Source organism: Bradyrhizobium sp. 23AC (genome assembly GCF_054863025.1).
Map to the genome: position 1 here is coordinate 1 of NZ_JAVAYN010000025.1, position 17,468 is coordinate 17,468.

Sequence of the window (17,468 nt, forward strand, 5' to 3'; positions counted from 1 at the left end):
ACCAGCGGCCAGCTGACGATTGTGGATCCCGACAGCGGCGAAGCCCATGTCGTGGCGCAATCGACCGCCCACGGGATCTACGGCGACTTCAGCATCGACGCCAACGGCGCCTGGAGCTACACCGGCAACGGCGCCCACAACGAGCTCACCGCCGGCCAGCAGGTTCAGGACCAGTTCACGGTGACCAGCCAGGACGGCACCGCCACCGGCACCGTGACGGTGACCATCACCGGCACCAATGATGCGCCGGTGCTGAACGCCAATGGCGGTTCAATGTCCTATACCGAGGGTCAGGCGGCGACCGCGATCGACACGGCGCTGATCGTGTCGGACCTTGACAGCACGAATCTGACCGGCGCGACGGTGTCGATCACAGGCAACTTCGCCTTCGGCCAGGATGTGCTCGGTTTTACCAATCAGAACGGCATCACCGGCAGCTATAACGCCAGCACTGGGGTACTGACCCTAACGGGTACGTCGAGTGTGGCGAACTACCAGGCAGCCCTGCGCTCGGTGACGTATTTGAACTCGGGTGACAATCCGTCGGGCGCGACCCGCACCATCAGCTACCAGGTTGACGACGGCCAGACGGCCAGCCACGCCAGCAATATCGTGAATTCGACAGTCGCGGTCACTCCGGTCAACGACGCGCCCGTGAATACGGTTCCGGGAGCACAGACGACGAACGTCAACACGACAAAGGCGATCACGGGACTCAGCATCTCCGATGCCGACTCGGACGGCGCCAGCGAAACGGTCACGTTGTCGGTAACCAACGGCACCTTGAGCGTTTCAGGAGGTACCGCAGGGATCAGCGGCAGCGGAACGTCGACGGTGACGCTGACCGGAACAGTCAGCGCCATCAATTCTACCCTGGCCTCGACGGTCAGCTACGTTCCAACATCGAATTTTGCCGGAACTAGCACTCTGACCATGACGACAAGCGACAATGGCCACACTGGAGCGGGTGGGGCATTGACCGATGTCGATACGGTGACCATTTCAGTCACGAGCCCCAGTCCCTTCGCTCTCACGACCGGCACCGATACAGTCATCTATGTGTCGGGCACCAATACTGTGACCGGCACGCAATCTCCCCTAACGCTAAACAACGGTGACATGCTCACTGGGGGAAGCGGTACGGACACTCTCGTCGTCAGTGGTGGTGGTCTGGGGCCATTCACCTTCGGCGATGGTGCAGGAAGCATTGGCCTGACAAACTTCGAAACAATCAGTTTAAGTGACGGCAACAGCGGAAATCACACTGACACCCTGACATTCCTTTCGACATTCCAAAATGGAGGAACGCTCACAATTGACGGATCCGGCATCACGGGTAACGGCGACCTGGTCGTAGACGCCAGCGCAGTCACGTCTGGATCGTTTGTCATCATGGGCAGCTCAGGAAACGGCGGTGATGATACCCTCAAGGGCGGTTCTGGTAACGACACGATCAACGGCGGCGCAGGCACTGGCGCGGACAGGATCGTGGGTGGTGGTGGCGCAGATACGCTGACTGGTGGTGGTGGGAACGATACGTTCGCCTATCTCGCTGTCACCGACGCGGGTGACCACATCACCGACTTCAACACCTCAGGGGATAAGCTGGAATTTACGGTAACCGCCGGGCGGTTCGTCATTGGTGATGTCGATACGACCGTTGAAAACGTCAGAACGGGCAACAACGCTGCGTTAAATCTCGCTAACACGGAGGTCGGCATCAAAACAGACGCATCGGTGACGACAGCGACAGTTCAATCAACGATCAATAGTTACTCCAACATCACCACAGGAGCCCTGTTCGTATTCCACAATTCGACAGTCGGCCACGCGCAGGTTTACTACGATCCCAATGCAAGCATCGCAGGCGGCGCAACACTCGTCGCCGATCTGGACAACCTGACCACTCTGGCGAGCATAACTGGTAGTTTCAGCGCGGCGGACTTTGCGTTTGGAACGGCGCTTGCTCCTGCGGGCGTGTCGGGGCAGCCCATCAATCTCGGTCTGACGGACTCGTCCGCCAATCAGGGGCAAATCGCCACGGTCACTGTTGCCAGCATGCCCGCCGGCTGGACACTAAATGGTGGGACGCTGCTTCCCGATGGCAACTGGACGATCGAAACGACTGACGTCAGCTCGCTAATGGTGACATCGCCAGTCAGTTTCGCCGGTGCTTTGCACCTCGACGTGACCGTGACCTGGATGCAGCCGGATGGCTCGGCCGTAATCGAGACATTCGCCGACAACGTTGAAGCTTTTGCACCGGGCTCCGCCATCATCGCCATTTCCGGCGACGACTATCTCACAGCGTCAAGTGGCAGCGATCTGCTCGTATTCTCCCAGCCGATCGGCCACGACGTCATCTATAATTTCGAGACCGCGCATGATCAGATCGACCTGATCGGCTACGCCAGCTTCAAGACGTTCGCCGACGTCCAGACGCATCTCTCTGCCGACAATGACGGTAATGCCGTCATTACGCTAGCCGACGGTCAAACGATCACTTTGGATGGCGTCGATGCCGGCTCGCTCGCAGCGGACGACTTCGTGTTCGACTTTAATCCCATGGTCGACAATGCCGGCGCAATGACGATCGGCAACGGCGCATTGCTGCCGCTGTCCGGTAACATCCACAATACGGGCACGATCTCGTTGAACTCGACGGGCGGCGAGACTGACCTTCAACTTGTCGGGCACGGCATTCTGCTTGATGGTGGCGGTCAGGTGCTGTTGTCCGACAATAGCGAGAACATTGTCAGTGGAGGTGTTTCCGACGTCACGCTGATCAACGTCGACAACACCATTTCGGGAGCCGGACAGCTTGGCGAGGGGACACTGATCCTTGTCAACCAAGGTACAATCAACGCGACGGGCACCAACGCGCTCGAGATTGACACCGGCAGCAACACCGTCGTCAATTCCGGAACGATTGCGGCCAGCGGCAGCGGCGGCCTGGTCATCGACAGCAACGTGGACAATTCAGGGCTGCTGTGGGCGCATGGAGCCAATATCACTCTCAATGGCAGTGTGAACGGCAGCGGCACCGCACTGATGGATGGCGTGGCTACGATCGAGTTCGGAACGGCTTCATCTGCGCATGTTGCGCTTGATGCCGCAGCCACCGGGACAATCGTGCTCCATGATTCCTTCGACTTCAGCGGCGTCGTGTCCGGGTTTGACGGAAATGACCACCTGGATCTCCTCGACGTCGCATTCGGGGACGGCACGACCGCTAGTTATGTCGCAAATCAGGCCGGCACTGGAGGAATCCTTTCGGTGACTGACGGAGTTCATACCGCCAATATCAGCCTATTGGGCCAGTACGATCCCGCGAGCTTCCAGACTGAGGCAGACAAGAACACGGGAACGCTTATCAGCTACCACGAGTATCTCGTCTGACGCGCTGCGAGGAGATGGCTAAAGGTGCCGACTGCAAAGTCGGTACTTGGTTCGCATGGAGATTCGGGCGCTCTCCACCGGACCGATCGTGGAATGACCCGCGTTGACCTCAACGCCTTGCTGACTGCGCTGATGCATCCCGCCGCTTCTGAGTAGCTGGCATCTCGTTGGGATTGACCGAATCCCGCTCGAGTTGCAGTTTACTTGAGACTGTTCCAGTTGATCGAGCCTCCGCTTGAAAACGGCGCGGATATCGATGCGCGAACCCGAATTGATGACTGGGTCACGCCAGTGCAACTGGCGGAATCATCCGGCTGAAAGCCAGCGATCAGCATCCTCGGAGGAGCAACTGAATCGTCGTGACAGGTGTATCGCTTCGCGCCTCCGCACCTCGCGAAATCTGCTACATGCGCACCGGCCTGATCGCAGCATTCGCTCGATTGTGAGTGGATTTAACGGGTTGGCACAGCACCACGGTTCATTACCAAACACATAATGTTCCCGATTTACCAAATAATCCAATTATCTCGATGGCGACCCGTACTATTCCGGTGAATCCCTCCGACACTCAGCCGGCGCTCTGCCCAGAACCCGATTGCGGCCGTTGGCTATTGCTTTGAATTTATTTGGGATTATCCGCTCTAGTTCGTCTTCGATCTTCTCGAGCGGCTCGCCTCCGGCTCCAAATCAGTATTCAATGCATTATATATTAAATGTTGACGATAATAAACATTTAATGGATAGTTTTATCGCTGGCGGGGTCGGACATAAATCCGCGGCCGCTGGAAGTTGCCGAGGTGTCTGCAAATTCATCTTAAAGAAGGGATTCTTCCTATGTTGCATCATTTCATCGAGACCAAGGAAGCGTTGAAGCGTCTGCGGACGGACCAGGACGGCGTGGTGTCATTCGAGTACATCATCGTCGCGGTTTGCATCGTTGGCGCGGTGGGTGCTGTGTTCGGTGGCGGAGCCGGCGGGCAGATCGGGGCGGCGCTGACGACCGGGATCACCGCAATCACCACCGCTTTCACTACCGCGATCGCTGGTTGATACGGCCATTCTGGCGCCGAGAGGGGGCAATCCAAGCTGCCCCCCCTCCTGCGGGAGTGCTCCCGCTAGTTTGCCTTCCACCTTTTTTGAAACGTGCATTTCATGAGTTGGATTGCTCCCACAGCCTCGATCCTGGAAATCCTGTTGTTGCTCTATGTCGCAACGATGGACGTTGCGACGCGCTTGATCCGAAACGAATTTTGTCTTGCGCTGGCGCTCCTCGGGATCGCCGGTCAATTGCCCAGCCCGATTCAAGTCGCTGTGTCGCTGATCGCAGCCGCGATCCTCTTTCTGCTACTTTTTTTCCTGTACGCGCGCGGAGGAATTGGTGGCGGCGATGTCAAGCTGCTGGTTGCCCTGGCGGTTGGTCTCCCGCCGAGCGGCGTGATGCAGTTGCTGACCGTCACCGTGCTGGCCGGCGGCGTTCTTGCCTTGGTGCATCTGATGATGCGTCACCTGCCATATCCCAGGTTGGCACCCGCCGGATCGTCGCTCGCGCGCCGGATCTACGCGATCGAGCGGTGGCGCCATTTGCGACACGCCCCGCTGCCTTACGGAGCCGCTATCGCCTGCGGCGGTATCTGGACCATTTTGAGCAAAGGATCATGAAATGTCATCCGCACTGCGTCTGTCGATCATCGTGGTGCTTTTGCTTGCAACCACAGCGTTCGGACTGATCGCCTATAGCATGAACCTGCCGAAGGTGCAGCCTCCGGTCCCGGTACAGGTGACGGAGGCGCCACTCCCGCCGGCGGCGCCGGCGACCGCCGGTTACTTTGTCGCGGCACGGCCATTGCCGAGGGGGACGTTGGCCCGCGAAGAGGATTTCGCTGTCCGTTCGGTGCCACCGGAGCGCGTTCCCCAAGGAGCTATCCTTGAAAACCCCGAGTCCAAGGCCGGACTTCCCGGTTCACTCATCCGCAACTTCGTCGAAGCGGGCAGTCCCGTTACCTTGCAGGATATCCTGCGTCCGCGGGATCGGGGTTTCCTCGCCAGTGTCCTGGCGCCAGACAGCCGGGCCATCAGCATCAAGGTTGACGAGGAGGCCGGTGTCTCGGGCCTCATCAGGCCAGGCGATCACGTCGACGTCGTGTTGACCCAGGTCTTCGAGAAAGTCGATACCGCGCGCCGCGCCCTCAGCGAGACCGTTCTGCGTAATGTTCGAGTCATCGCGATTGATCAGGAGATCGTGCAGGGTGCGCGACCCGTCAGCGGGATGGCGGGTAAGCAAACGCAGACCGTGTCACTGGAGCTTACGCCGGTGCAGGTCAAGAAAGTCACGGTCGCAAAGCAGCTCGGGACGCTATCCATGGCCGTACGCGCAGCAGTCGATCAGTGGGACAAGGCAGACACCGGCGCGATGTCGAGCTGTGATGTGTCGCCTGAACTGGCCCGCCAATATGCAATTTCCGCACAAAGAACGGCAGTGGTCGTTCATTCAGGCGGTGAGGTCAAGCAATACACGGTCAGGAAGCAAGAGGAAGACGCTCTCGTCAGCTGCGACGGTGCATCGGAAGCTGTACGCCCGACTGCGACGGCGGCGGGTTACGATAACAGGTTGTCGGAGAAACGGTGATGAACATTGCCATAGCCACCCCGGCTGAAGAATCGCCGTCGATCGTCACGCGTAACCGCATCCTCGGCTTCGTAAATGATGAGCTCAGCGCCGCGGCGTTGCGCAAGGGGCTCGAGGGCGCCAACCTCTCGATCAGGCGCGGCACGATCCGCAATGCCATACGGATGCTCGAAACCGACACGGATCTGTTTGCGCTGGTGGTAGACATCAGTGGCATCGATGATCCCTTTACTGAGCTGGAAAGGCTGGCCGGCGTCTGTCCACCCGATGTCCGCGTAGCCGTGATCGGCGACAACAGGGAGATCACCTTCTACCGGGAGCTCCTGGAGCTCGGCTTGACCGAGTATCTGCCGCGGCCGCTCACGCGCGATCTGGTGCTGGACAAGCTGCGCCCCAAGCTTCTCGGCGACGTCGCAGCCAACCAGATCGATCGTGGCGGGCACGTGGTCTCGATCTGCGGGGCGCAGGGCGGCGCCGGCGCCACGAGCATTGCGATCAATCTGGCGCTGCAACTTGCCGAGACAACCAAGGCGAAGGTGGCGCTGCTTGATCTTCATCTGCAGGGCGGCGAAGCCGCCGTGATGCTGGGTGTCCGTCCCGGACCGGGGCTGCGTATCGCTCTGGAGAATCCGGCACGGGCGGACACACTCTTCCTCGAGCGCGCGGCAATCGAAGTCAACGAGAGGGTTTGCCTGGTCTCGGCCGACGAGGACCTCGATGCGCAGCTTGAAATTACGGAGGCTGGCGTACGACACGTGCTGGGTCTGCTGCGTCAACGGTTCAACTACATCGTCGTCGATGTACCTGTCCCGTTTCCGCCGTCGATCTATCCCGTGATTGCGCTTTCCCGTCATGTGATGGTGCTGCTCGAATCCGAGGTGACCGGACTTCGCAATGCCCATGCGCTACGCACCGCCGTGATCAACATCGCGGGCAAGGACCGGGTCTTTACCTTGCTCAACCGGGCCGGTCGTCCCGGGGGCCTTCCGAGGGCGGCGGTCGTCAAGGCGTTGGGTGCAGAGCCCGACATCGTCGTTCCCGATCTCGGAAAGGGCATGACCGAGGCGCTCAATCTCGGAATTCCAGCTCTGAAGCACGTCAGGAAATTGCGGCGTCACCTGGCACCGATCGTACGGGAGATCAGCGGTGTCGCTGCCGAGCGGGGTAGCTGGTGGAGGAGGGTGCTCACAGCACATCTGCGATGAAGAAGTTTGGTAGGCGCGAAGACGACGCACCAGCTCACGTATCCGCATTGGCGGCAGGCCTCCCTGCATCTGCGATAGGCTTGCCATTGCCCTCGCCCAGCGCGGCTACACCGAGCGTGCCGTCACCTGCGTCAAGGCGCGACGAACCAGCGATCCACCAACCCATCATTCCGCCTTCGCTGCGTGAACGGGTGATTGAGCAGATCGAACCCGCGGTGGCCGCGACCGTCTCGCGGGAGGTTCTCCGGCGGCAGATTGAAGAGATCATCCATCACATTGCCAACCAGGAACGGCTCGAGCTGTCGGGCCGCGAGCAGCTGCAGCTCGCGGACGAAATTGCCGACGACATGACGGGTTACGGGCCGCTCCGTCCGCTACTGCTGGACCAATCGATCAACGATATCATGGTGAACGGACCAAGTAATATCTACGTGGAGCGAAGCGGCAGGCTGGAACGAGTCGCGGTGCGATTCCGCGACAATGACCACATCGCCTCGGTCGCTCAGAAGATTGCCGCGCAGGTTGGTCGGCGCGTCGACGAATCCAGTCCGATGGTGGATTGTCGCCTGCTGGATGGCAGCCGGGTCAACATCATCCTCCCGCCGCTGGCGATCCATAGTCCGTGCATTTCCATCCGCAAATTTCCAAGCCGTCGTTTGGACATCGCCGGATTGATTGAAAACGGCTCGATGACCCCGGCCATCGGACAATTGCTGGAGATCGCCGCCCGCTCGCGGCTCAATGTTCTGGTCTCCGGCGGCACCGGATCCGGCAAGACGACGCTCCTGAACGCGATGAGTCAGTTCATCGATCACACCGAACGTATCGTCACGATCGAGGACGCGGCGGAGCTCCAGCTTCAGCAGCCCCACGTCATCAGCCTGGAGACCCGGCCTCCCAGCCTCGAGGGCACAGGGCAGGTGACACAACGCGATCTGCTGGTGAATGCCCTGCGCATGCGTCCCGACCGGATCGTCGTTGGCGAGGTGCGCAGTTCCGAAGCATTCGACATGCTGCAGGCGATGAACACCGGCCATGATGGTTCGATCTCCACGGTACACGCGAATAGTACCCGGGATGCCCTGACCCGCATCGAAAACATGGTGCAGATGGGACAGGTCAATCTACCGTCGCGCGCCATTCGAAGTCAGATCGTGGCTGCGCTGGATCTCATTGTGCAGGTCGAACGCATGCGGGACGGACAGCGCCGTATCGTTCAGATCAGCGAGGTGATCGGCCTTGAAGGGGAGGTGATCACCACCAATGACATCGCAGCCTTCGAGTATCAGGAGGAGGATGTGCACGGGCGGATATCGGGCAGCTATAAGTCCAACCTTGCAACCCCGAAGTTCAAGAGCCGGCTTGTCTATTTCGGGCTAGATGGTGCGTGGGCCGAGGCCATGAGGCAAGTATGACGCTGGAGTCCGTGATCGTCACTGTTCTGGCGCTCGCGATATGCGCAGCAGCCATTTCGTTGTGGCTCGACGCTCGGGAAAGACGCATCAATCGTCGATTGGCGGTTGCTTTGCCAACGTCGCATCCGGCCAACCTGCCATCCATTCGCCGCTTGGAGAGCGGGTCTCAGGATCAGTTTCTCAATCGGCTGTCAAACTACAATCCCGATATACCTTACGTGTTGCATCCCGCCTACGTGCTGCTTGCCGGTGCATTCGGAGCAGCGGCGATCCTTTATGCGAACAGCCAGCTCGGATATTCCATTGTCTACGCGTCCATTGTCGCGGCAATCGCGGCCCTCATTGTGATACGAGGCCTGTTCGGATGGCAGCAACGTCGCTTCGCTCTTCAGCTTTTTCGACAGCTACCTGATGCGATCCAGCTGGTGACAAGTACCGTGCGATCGGGTCTGCCTGTGCACGAGGCATTTCGTGCCCTCGCGCGCGATATGCCGCAGCCAACGGCCGGGCAGTTTGCCATCGTATGCAGCGAAGTGAATCTGGGAAGACCTGCAGAGGAAGCTGTCCAAGCTGTCTATCGGCGAACGCAGGTGGCAGAGTATGCGATCTTTGCGGTGACACTTGCCGTCCAGTTGAAGTCCGGTGGCAGCCTGGCCGAGACCTTGCAGAACCTGGGAGACACTGTCAGGCAACGTGTTGCGCTGGCCGCTCGCGCCAAGGCGCTGGCAGGAGAGGTGATCTTTTCCTCACGGGCGCTGACAGTCTCGCCCTTGATTGCAGGTGGGGTCCTATACGCAGCCAATCCGCAAACGGTTGATCTGTTGTTCACCGATCCGGTTGGAAACAAGCTGCTGGCTTACGCAGTCATTTCGGTGCTTGTCGGAGCCCTGGTGATAAGTTGGATGGTCAGAAGGGAAACAGAATTATGACTTCTGGACTCAGTCTGGTGGCCCTGGCAGTCGTGGCTGCGACTGCGTCCTGCATGTTGATTATCCGCGAAATACACATTCGTACATTGGACGCCCGGGTATCAAACGCCGTGATGGGCGTTGCTGGCCGGTCTGCGCCCTTCCAGGATGTGACCGGTTGGTTTTCGTCACTCGGCATGCGGTATCGTCGCTTCTATGCCGAGGAAAATCTGGATCAGCTTCGAACGATCCTTCAATCGTCAGGTTTCAACCATCATCGAGCCTTGCCGACCTGGATCGGTGTCAAAGCCGTCAGCATGGCGCTATGCCCGATCATCGCCGGAGGTGCCGCTCAGCTTTTCGGGAAGCCGCTGCTTGATGTGCTGGTCTTCACACTTATTGGCGTGGCGATCGGGATTCTAGCGCCGCGATTGATACTGGCGGTGCTGAAGCGGCGGTTTGATGCCGCCATTCGACTGGGCACGCCGGACATGATCGATTTGCTGGTTGTGTGCAGCGAATCGGGAATGGGACTGGAAAGCGGGCTGGCACGCGTCGCGCAAGAAATGCAGGAGACCAATCCCGCTATAGCCAGGGTCATGAGCGGCCTTCTTGATGATCTCCGGATCCTGCCGAGCCGCAGCGACGCATTCGAGAAACTGGGATCTACATCGGATGGGCTTCGCCGATTCGGAATCATGGTCGGCCAAAGCCTGCAGTACGGAACGCCGGTGGGTCAGGCTCTGCGGAGTATCGCCGTCGACCTCCGGCGCGAACGTATTACCAAGCTTGAAGAAAGAGCACACAAGCTGGGCGCCAAGCTGACCATTCCGATGGTGTTGTTCCTGCTTCCAGCCATGTTCGTCATTTTGGGAGGAAGTCCCATTCTGCACCTCGTGCGTTCGTTCGCCAGCTTCGGTAAGTAGCCATGAGCACGATTGCCCTTTCGAAAACGTCCTCTTACGACCGGACAATGCAGCTGTTCGGCGGCATGTGGTTCATGTTGCTGGCGCTTGGCGTGGCCATCAAGATCGGATCATCGACTCATGATCCCTGGCCGTCGCTCCTGTCGAGTGTTTGCCTCGCTGTCTTCTACGTGCTCCTGGCGCTGTTGGTCATCACGCGGCCGCCAGCGAAGGCGCAGGCGAACGGCCGTCTACCAAGGATAGCGGCGTTCGTCGGCACCTATATGCCGTGGACGATCGCCTTCTTCGGCGAAACCGACAAGGCACTACCAAACCTGGCGTCCACCGCGTGCGTGTTGATCGGCATGATCATGATGCTGGTCACCATCCGACATCTTGGCAGGTCGTTCAGTCTGGTGCCACAGGCGCGCAACGTGGTGCAGACGGGTCCGTATCGGTGGATCAAGCACCCGCTCTACCTTGCGGAAGAAATCGCCGTGTTGGGTGTGGTGCTGAGAAGCCCGACGCCGCTGACAGCGGCCCTGCTGGTCTTGCATATCGGCGTTCAGGTTTGCCGGATTTATTACGAGGAGGACCTGCTCCGTCGCAACTGCCCGGAATATTCCGATTACGAAGCATCGCGCTGGAGAGTGATCCCTTACGTTTGGTGAGTGGTGTTCCGGTCGACGACCGGAAGAGTGAGTATCGGTCGAGGTCAACCCATGAGCCACAAGAAGTCGTTCATCGTGGATCAGCGCGGCGCCGTCGCGTTTGAGACATTGATCGTCTATCCAGTCTTGGTGGCGTTCTTGCTCATGCCGCTCGCCGACCTGGCTGCTGCGGGCTTCCAGTATATCTCCGCATGGAGCGCATTGCGCTCCTTCGGGCAGTATGTGCAGTACGCTAATCCGCTCGCCCCTGACGGCACGGTGAGCTGGAAGACAGGGCTCCAGACGACAGTCGCTGGTCATGCGATCAGCAACATTCAGGTTTTGTGCGGCGACTCAGGGGCCACCTGTTCGCCAGGCAATCTAGCTTCTCCCAAGTACATTACATTCTCGACAACCATCACTTTGGCTCCAATTGTGTGGAGAGGGGTGCTGTGTCCCACCACGTGTACCTACACGCTGCCTTACTCAGAACGCTTTCAGTAGGGGGCTGCCATGCGTAGTCTGCTCCGTTCCCAACGAGGCTCCATCGCATTCGCAACAGTCATCGCTCTCGTGCCGCTCATCGGGGTAGTCGCGCTCGGGGCGGAGGCGGGATCGTGGTACGTCACCCGCCAGCATGCGCAAAACGCCGCCGACTCGGCGGCCTATTCGGGCGCATTGCGGCTTTCCTGTACGATGGCGGGTGCGGCCTGCGACACCCAGTCAGTGGATTATCGCGGCAAGGAATTCGCGGCACAGAACGGGTTTTGCAACTCAAGTCCCAACGACGCTACCGGCTATCCGGGCAGAAACTGTCCGACAAGCCTACCGAGCAGAATCTCGCGGGCCGTGCAGATCGATATCGGCAACTACAGTGCGGGCACGTTCACAACGCCACCTGCAGGCACCGGCAATGCCGTTCGCGCCAGGGTCAGCCAGCAACAACCGGCGTACTTGGCGGCAGTGCTGGGTTTGACCACCGTCAACATCCCCGCCCAGGCCATTGCAGTGGTCCAGCAGCCGACCAAGGCCTGCGTCCTGGCGCTTGGACCTGACTCAGGCGCACTCAAGCTTGCTGGTAACCTCAGCAACAACGGAACTGGCTGCGCTCTGATGTCGGATACCAGTGTTCAACTTGCCAGCACTCCAACGTTCGCCGGCTCGGGCTGGGCAGTTTATGGTGTAAGTGGCTGCACCCCCTCGGGCAGCTGCAGCAGTGTTAGCGTGCCGCACAACTATTTCATGACGTACGCTAGCAATCCGCTCAGCAAACTGGACACCGCATCGTTCAACAGCAGGACGGGCAACACAAATATGCCCTGCACCCTTCAGGCGGATGGGTGGAAGCATTGCGTGCCAAATAGCGCCGGGACTGGAGCTTACGGCAGTTTCACGGTGCAGAACGGCGACAAGTACGTTTTGGACCCGGGAACATATGTCTTCTACAAAGCAAACATAAAAATGACCGGCGGACAACTGAAAGGCGCAGGCGTAACCCTCGTCTTGCTCGGAGACTCGCAGCTCACCATCAACGGGGGTACGGCTGATCTCTCCGCACCCACCACCAACACCTTCTCCTCTGATCTAAATGGCGTCCTGATTGATGATCAGGCCCCGAGCAAGACCAGCAACAAGGTCACCATAAACGGTGGCGGCCAGGTTAGCCTGGGCGGGGCTATCTACTTTCCCAAGGTCGACGTTAGCTGGGCCGGTACGACTTCAAGTGCGAATACGACCTGTTCGCAAGTGATCGCCAAAACGATCGACATGAGCGGTGGCGGCTATCTCAGCACGCAAGGCTGTGCGCCGGCCACCATCGTTTACACCCAAGTTGTCGCTTTGGTGCAATGATGAGAAAGCTCGACAATCGCGGTATGGCGCCGTTTGAATTCATCATGGTGTCCGTGGCGTTTTTCACATTGATATTCGCCATCTTCGATCTTGGGCGCTATGCCATCACGATGCAATCCTTGCGGACGCTCGCGAGTGCTGGCGCCCGAGCGGTCATGATTACCTGCTATACGCCTGCCTTGCTCCAAAGCCCGCCGCAGTCGCCGGCCGGCTGCACCGGGGATCCCCTGTCCACCGCCGCCAAGCAGAACGCGGCCCCCTTCCTGTTTTTTGGAGGTCTCACGCCAACGCTGACCGTGGGGGCCAACAGCAACAGCTTGAGTGTTACAGCTTCCCAGGCAAACTTTGCGATGCTGATGCCCATATGGGGCACAGCGCTCAATGCGCCGAGCGCCTCCAACCAGATTCCCTTCTAGCACAGATATGGCAGCACGCCTGACATTTTTCGCTCGACAGTTCGTCGTGGCCCCGAAGTGCGGGCCAAACGCGCGGGTGCGGAATTACTCGGCCAGACGAATCGCCAACCCTGCCACCGACTGTCGTTCGAGCGCAAAGCCACGACTGGAGCGCGCGCCAAGAGCGGTTGTGCTGCGGAATAGTTCCCCACAACCAGCGAGAATGATGCGCGCTGGCAACATTGAAAGGTTTTCTTTCTGCTTGCGGCGTTGCGGCAAGTATCTCGTCTTGCAAGCTGCCTGCATGAGGGAGGATGATCTTGGAAACACGAAGTAACGAATTGTAGTGGGACAGATTGTAAGCTCTGCGACGTGGTGCGCAGAGGGGACATGTTGAGGACGTCGAGCACGTAGATTTGCGGGGATCTCCGCGGATCGCAGTGGGGGGACTGGGATGAGTGGCGATCGCGTTTCGCGTAACAAGGTCGGGAGGCTTCTCGCCTTCGGCGTGATGGGTCTGGGCGCGGCGCTCGCCTCCTCTGGGTTCACCGACCGCGCGGCGGCTGCAGACCGGCGGGGCTCCTCCGGCGGCGTGATCGTCAGCGAGATGAATGACGTCCAGCGGGTCAAGCTGGTCGTCAACAAGTCACGTACTTTCAAGGTCGACACGGCCTTTGCGACGATCGTGGCAGGCTCGTCTGACATCGTCGACGTGAAGTCGCTGAGCGATCATCTCATCTACGTGCAGGGCAAGCAGACCGGCACCACCAACGTCATCCTGTTCGACAGCTCGATGAAGCAGATCGGGATCCTCGACGTCGAGGTCGTGATCGATACCGGCAATCTGCAGCAGAACATCCGGACCAGCACCGGCGGGCAAGGTATCCGCGTGTCGGCTTCCGAGGGCCAGGTGGTGCTCAGCGGAACCGCCGCCGACGCAGTTACGGCCGAGCGGGCCATGGCGATCGCCACCAGCACGGTCGCGAAAGGGGGCGTCGTCGTCAACGCGATGAGCGTCGCGGCGCCGCAACAGGTGATGCTCGAGGTGCGGTTCCTGGAGGTCGGTCGCGACGCCGGCCGCGATTTAGGAGTTAATCTTTTTGGTGCCAACGCTAGCGGATCACGAGGATTCAATACGGGCCTTGGCGCCGGCGGTTCGGCTGGTGCGGTAACCTCAGCCGGGCGTATCGCAGCGGACAGCACCGGAACCCCTTTGAAAGATCCTGTGACCGGCGGCCACGTGTCCACTCCGGGTGGCCTTCCGCTAATAGGAACTGCGGGTACTCTGGCTGGAGGCGCCTTGCCTTTTGGCAGCCTGTTGACAAGCGTTTTGAAGTTCAACAATGGCAGCACGTTGGACGTCCTGATAACTGCACTTGAGACCAAAGGCGTCCTTCGCAGGTTAGCGGAGCCAAACCTGATGGCGTTGTCAGGCGATGCGGCGCGCTTCCTGGCCGGCGGTGAATTTCCAGTGCCGGTAGCTTCCACGGCGACTGTGGGCGCGCTTCCCACGGTTACGATCGAATTCAAGAAGTTCGGTGTTGAGCTCGCTTTTGTGCCGACGGTTCTTTCGCGAGGCGTGATCAACCTTCGCGTCGAGCCTTCGGTCAGCGAACTTGATTTCGCTAACGCGGTAACCATTGCTGGCACGACTATTCCGGCGCTGAGCCGTCGCGACGCGAGGACTACGGTCGAGTTGCGCGACGGCCAGAGCTTTGCCATCGCTGGCTTGCTCCAGACCCGCAATCGCCAGGACGTTTCGCAATTGCCCTGGATCGGCTCAGTGCCCGTCCTCGGGACGCTGTTCAGCAGCAAGTCCTACCAGCAGCAGGAAACCGACCTAGTGATCATCGTGACCCCGCGCCTAGTCGCGCCGGCGGCACCCGGTCAGCAACTGGCATCGCCACTCGACTCCCGCCTTCCGGCCAATGACGTTGATTTCTTCCTCAATGGCCAAATGGAAGTCCGCAAGCGTTACAATGACTACGTCAATTCCGGAGGCGACGTCAAAGGCCCCTATGGTCACATCATCGCTCCTGAGGTCACTGCGACCATTCCGGCGCCCGCCGCTGCGAACCAGCCGGTCGTGAAAACGCTCAACTGAGAAGGAAGCGGGAGATGACCATCAGGTATCTGGCTCTATGTGCACCGCTGCTCCTCGGGGGATGCTACGGCGTGGCCGGTCATGACGAGGTGGATCGCTATTTCCAGCGTTCCGACACCATCACGATGAGTGCCGGCAATGCCAAGGAGGTCAACGCCGTAACCCACACCATCCATCCGTGGCCGCGCAACGTCGGCGATCGCAGGATCGCATACGACGCTCGCCGCGTGGGTGCTGCCGTAACGCGCTATGGCAACACGAAACAGCCAGTGGATCAGCTTCCCGACATTGGCGATGCGACGAAACAGATGGGCGTACGGACTGCCCCAACCCAGAACGTCAACATAGAAGGATTGGGGGCAGGATCGACTGCTGGAGTATCAGTGCCGGTTGGTGGCGCGGCGAATAGGTAGCTGGTTTTGGCAAGTAAAATTTGCGGTGATTCTTTTACGAACGGTGCAGTGAGTCTGCTGGGCCGCGCGGGGGACTAGGGTTTATGCGGCGTATCATCTTCATGCTGACCTGCTGCTGGTTGGGGATCGGCCTTGCGGGGTGCGATCAGACGCTGAGGGAGGCTGCCGTCGTGGCTCCCGTCGAGCCGCCTGGCGGGGACCCCGTGCAGGAGCCAACGGACGTCAAATATTATCCATCGGACGAGCCCGTTCGCTTGGGGCTGGAGCATTTCAACCGGGGCAGTTACGGAATCGCTAATCGCTATTTCAGGGATGCTGTCGAGAAATCGCCGAAGGACGTGACGGCTTGGATTGGACTCGCCGCGAGCTATGATCGGATACGTCGCTTTGATCTCGCCGATCAGGCCTATGCCCAAGCGATCCGGCTGGGAGGCGAAACCGTTCAGATCCTGAATGACCAGGGGTATTCGTACATGCTGCGCGGCAATCTGAGTGCGGCGCGACGGAAGTTCGAGAAGGCTTATTCACTCGATCCGGGTAATCCGGTCATCGCCAATAACCTCGAGCTTCTCAATGGCAGCCGGCGGTTCATTGAAAGACCACCAAACAACCAGCCATAAGCATCGACCGACTACTGCCGTCACGGCCAGTTCTCGTCAATTTGGCCCAATCACAGCATCAGCGTGACGGCTGCCGCCGCGGATGACGACAACAACGCCATTGCGAATGGTAAATCGCGCGCCGAGCAGTTTCCGCACCTTCTCCGTGATCGGAGAAGGAAAGGGAACGGTTTCTCCCACGACGGGATCGCCGACCTTTATCGTCTCAGTCGCGGGGCCTGCAACTGGTGCAGGCTTGATATAGTCCCGGATAAGCTGAATCTCTTCACGTGACAGGATGAGCGGAGCCTGGTCAGGATGGGTCTCCGACGGCGGCTTGGGTGTTCCACTGCTTGCCTTTTCACGTATCTCATTGGTGCTTGTGATCTGATCGAGCCTGGCTACGCGTAGCTTGAGCGCGATGATGTCACGTTGCAGTGTTGCGATCTCCAATTTGCGCGCGTTGAGCTGCATGAAGACAATGACCGCGCAAACGCAGCTCACGACGAAGCCGACGCTCAGCAGTGCGATCAACCACCGCTCGAAGTTTCCCATCGACCCTCCGGTCGTCCGGGGGAGTTGATCGCGCTGGAGATGGCGCCGCCAGATGCGACGTCCTCGGTCGATCCAATTGGTAGAGCCCGTTACGCCGGTCGCTGCCTGGCCCGACCCAAAATGCGCGGGCGACGAGGCGGATTCCTCTCGGGCCGGATCCACGAACGACGCCGTGTCGACTTGCTCAAGCTCTAGATTCTCGGGGACGCGGTCCCCCATCGTCAGATGAGAGGCAGGGTGGAGGGGATCCATCCGCTTATCGAGCCGGCCCATCTCCGTTCTCCATGCAGCCATCTGTCGGCTTCAGCAGTTCCGCCGACAGGGCTAGAATAGGGTACCCGAGGATCCGATCAATCGGAACGGAAAATGCTCTAAGCCGCGGCGTGAGCCGCTCTAAGAGTAGCTTCAAGAGATAGGGTGCCAGCTAGATGCCGGGGTCAATG

The 17,468-nt window shown here is 59.5% G+C and carries 16 protein-coding genes; 15 read left to right on the plus strand and 1 reads right to left on the minus strand.

Annotated elements, in window-relative coordinates:
* Nucleotides 1-12 precede the first annotated feature (12 nt).
* The 15 genes from RAD10_RS36315 (at nt 13) to RAD10_RS36385 (ending at nt 16,491) form a co-directional block, all read left to right on the plus strand.
* On the plus strand, nt 13-3,399 hold the full coding sequence (locus RAD10_RS36315; RefSeq protein WP_461621278.1) for a VCBS domain-containing protein: 3,387 nt from the start codon (nt 13-15) through the stop codon (nt 3,397-3,399).
* An 834-nt stretch (nt 3,400-4,233) separates the two neighbouring features.
* Nucleotides 4,234-4,449 carry a hypothetical protein gene (locus RAD10_RS36320; RefSeq protein ID WP_038949704.1) on the plus strand — a complete coding sequence of 72 codons (216 nt, stop codon included), beginning with the start codon at nt 4,234-4,236 and terminating at the stop codon, nt 4,447-4,449.
* Nucleotides 4,450-4,551: 102 nt separating this feature from the next.
* On the plus strand, nt 4,552-5,058 hold the full coding sequence (locus RAD10_RS36325) for an A24 family peptidase (protein WP_461621205.1): 507 nt from the start codon (nt 4,552-4,554) through the stop codon (nt 5,056-5,058).
* A gap of 1 nt (nt 5,059) precedes the next feature.
* The gene (gene cpaB / locus RAD10_RS36330) at nt 5,060-6,025 is read left to right on the plus strand and encodes a Flp pilus assembly protein CpaB (protein WP_461621206.1); all 966 of its coding nucleotides are present in this window, start codon (nt 5,060-5,062) and stop codon (nt 6,023-6,025) included.
* Nucleotides 6,025-7,230: an AAA family ATPase gene (locus tag RAD10_RS36335; RefSeq protein ID WP_461621207.1), complete on the plus strand. Its 1,206-nt coding sequence runs from the start codon at nt 6,025-6,027 to the stop codon at nt 7,228-7,230. The genes cpaB and RAD10_RS36335 overlap by 1 nt, the downstream gene beginning before the upstream one ends.
* Nucleotides 7,227-8,645: a CpaF family protein gene (locus RAD10_RS36340; protein WP_461621208.1), complete on the plus strand. Its 1,419-nt coding sequence runs from the start codon at nt 7,227-7,229 to the stop codon at nt 8,643-8,645. Before RAD10_RS36335 ends, RAD10_RS36340 begins: the two co-directional genes overlap by 4 nt.
* Nucleotides 8,642-9,574: a type II secretion system F family protein gene (locus RAD10_RS36345; RefSeq protein WP_461621209.1), complete on the plus strand. Its 933-nt coding sequence runs from the start codon at nt 8,642-8,644 to the stop codon at nt 9,572-9,574. Before RAD10_RS36340 ends, RAD10_RS36345 begins: the two co-directional genes overlap by 4 nt.
* Entirely contained in the window at nt 9,571-10,479 is a 909-nt protein-coding gene (locus RAD10_RS36350; protein ID WP_461621210.1) for a type II secretion system F family protein, read from the plus strand. Before RAD10_RS36345 ends, RAD10_RS36350 begins: the two co-directional genes overlap by 4 nt.
* A 2-nt stretch (nt 10,480-10,481) precedes the next feature.
* Nucleotides 10,482-11,129, plus strand: coding sequence for a methyltransferase family protein (locus RAD10_RS36355; protein WP_461621211.1), 648 nt, complete (start codon nt 10,482-10,484; stop codon nt 11,127-11,129).
* 51 nt (nt 11,130-11,180) lie between these two features.
* Complete coding sequence (locus RAD10_RS36360) at nt 11,181-11,612, plus strand: hypothetical protein (protein ID WP_461621212.1); 432 nt, start codon at nt 11,181-11,183, stop codon at nt 11,610-11,612.
* A 9-nt stretch (nt 11,613-11,621) separates the two neighbouring features.
* Nucleotides 11,622-12,959 carry a TadG family pilus assembly protein gene (locus tag RAD10_RS36365; RefSeq protein ID WP_461621213.1) on the plus strand — a complete coding sequence of 446 codons (1,338 nt, stop codon included), beginning with the start codon at nt 11,622-11,624 and terminating at the stop codon, nt 12,957-12,959.
* A complete protein-coding gene (locus RAD10_RS36370) occupies nt 12,956-13,375 on the plus strand; it encodes a TadE family protein (protein WP_104464004.1) in 420 nt (139 codons plus the stop codon). Before RAD10_RS36365 ends, RAD10_RS36370 begins: the two co-directional genes overlap by 4 nt.
* 433 nt (nt 13,376-13,808) lie before the next feature.
* Nucleotides 13,809-15,458, plus strand: coding sequence for a type II and III secretion system protein family protein (locus tag RAD10_RS36375; RefSeq protein ID WP_461621214.1), 1,650 nt, complete (start codon nt 13,809-13,811; stop codon nt 15,456-15,458).
* A 14-nt stretch (nt 15,459-15,472) separates the two neighbouring features.
* Nucleotides 15,473-15,871, plus strand: a complete 399-nt coding sequence (locus RAD10_RS36380) for a hypothetical protein (protein ID WP_104464006.1) — start codon at nt 15,473-15,475, stop codon at nt 15,869-15,871.
* A gap of 83 nt (nt 15,872-15,954) precedes the next feature.
* Nucleotides 15,955-16,491, plus strand: a complete 537-nt coding sequence (locus tag RAD10_RS36385; protein WP_104464007.1) for a tetratricopeptide repeat protein — start codon at nt 15,955-15,957, stop codon at nt 16,489-16,491.
* Between the two features lie 36 nt (nt 16,492-16,527).
* Here the strand turns inward: RAD10_RS36385 and RAD10_RS36390 are convergent, their stop codons facing one another.
* Nucleotides 16,528-17,298 carry a hypothetical protein gene (locus RAD10_RS36390; RefSeq protein ID WP_461621215.1) on the minus strand — a complete coding sequence of 257 codons (771 nt, stop codon included), beginning with the start codon at nt 17,296-17,298 and terminating at the stop codon, nt 16,528-16,530.
* Between the last annotated feature and the right edge of the window lie 170 nt (nt 17,299-17,468).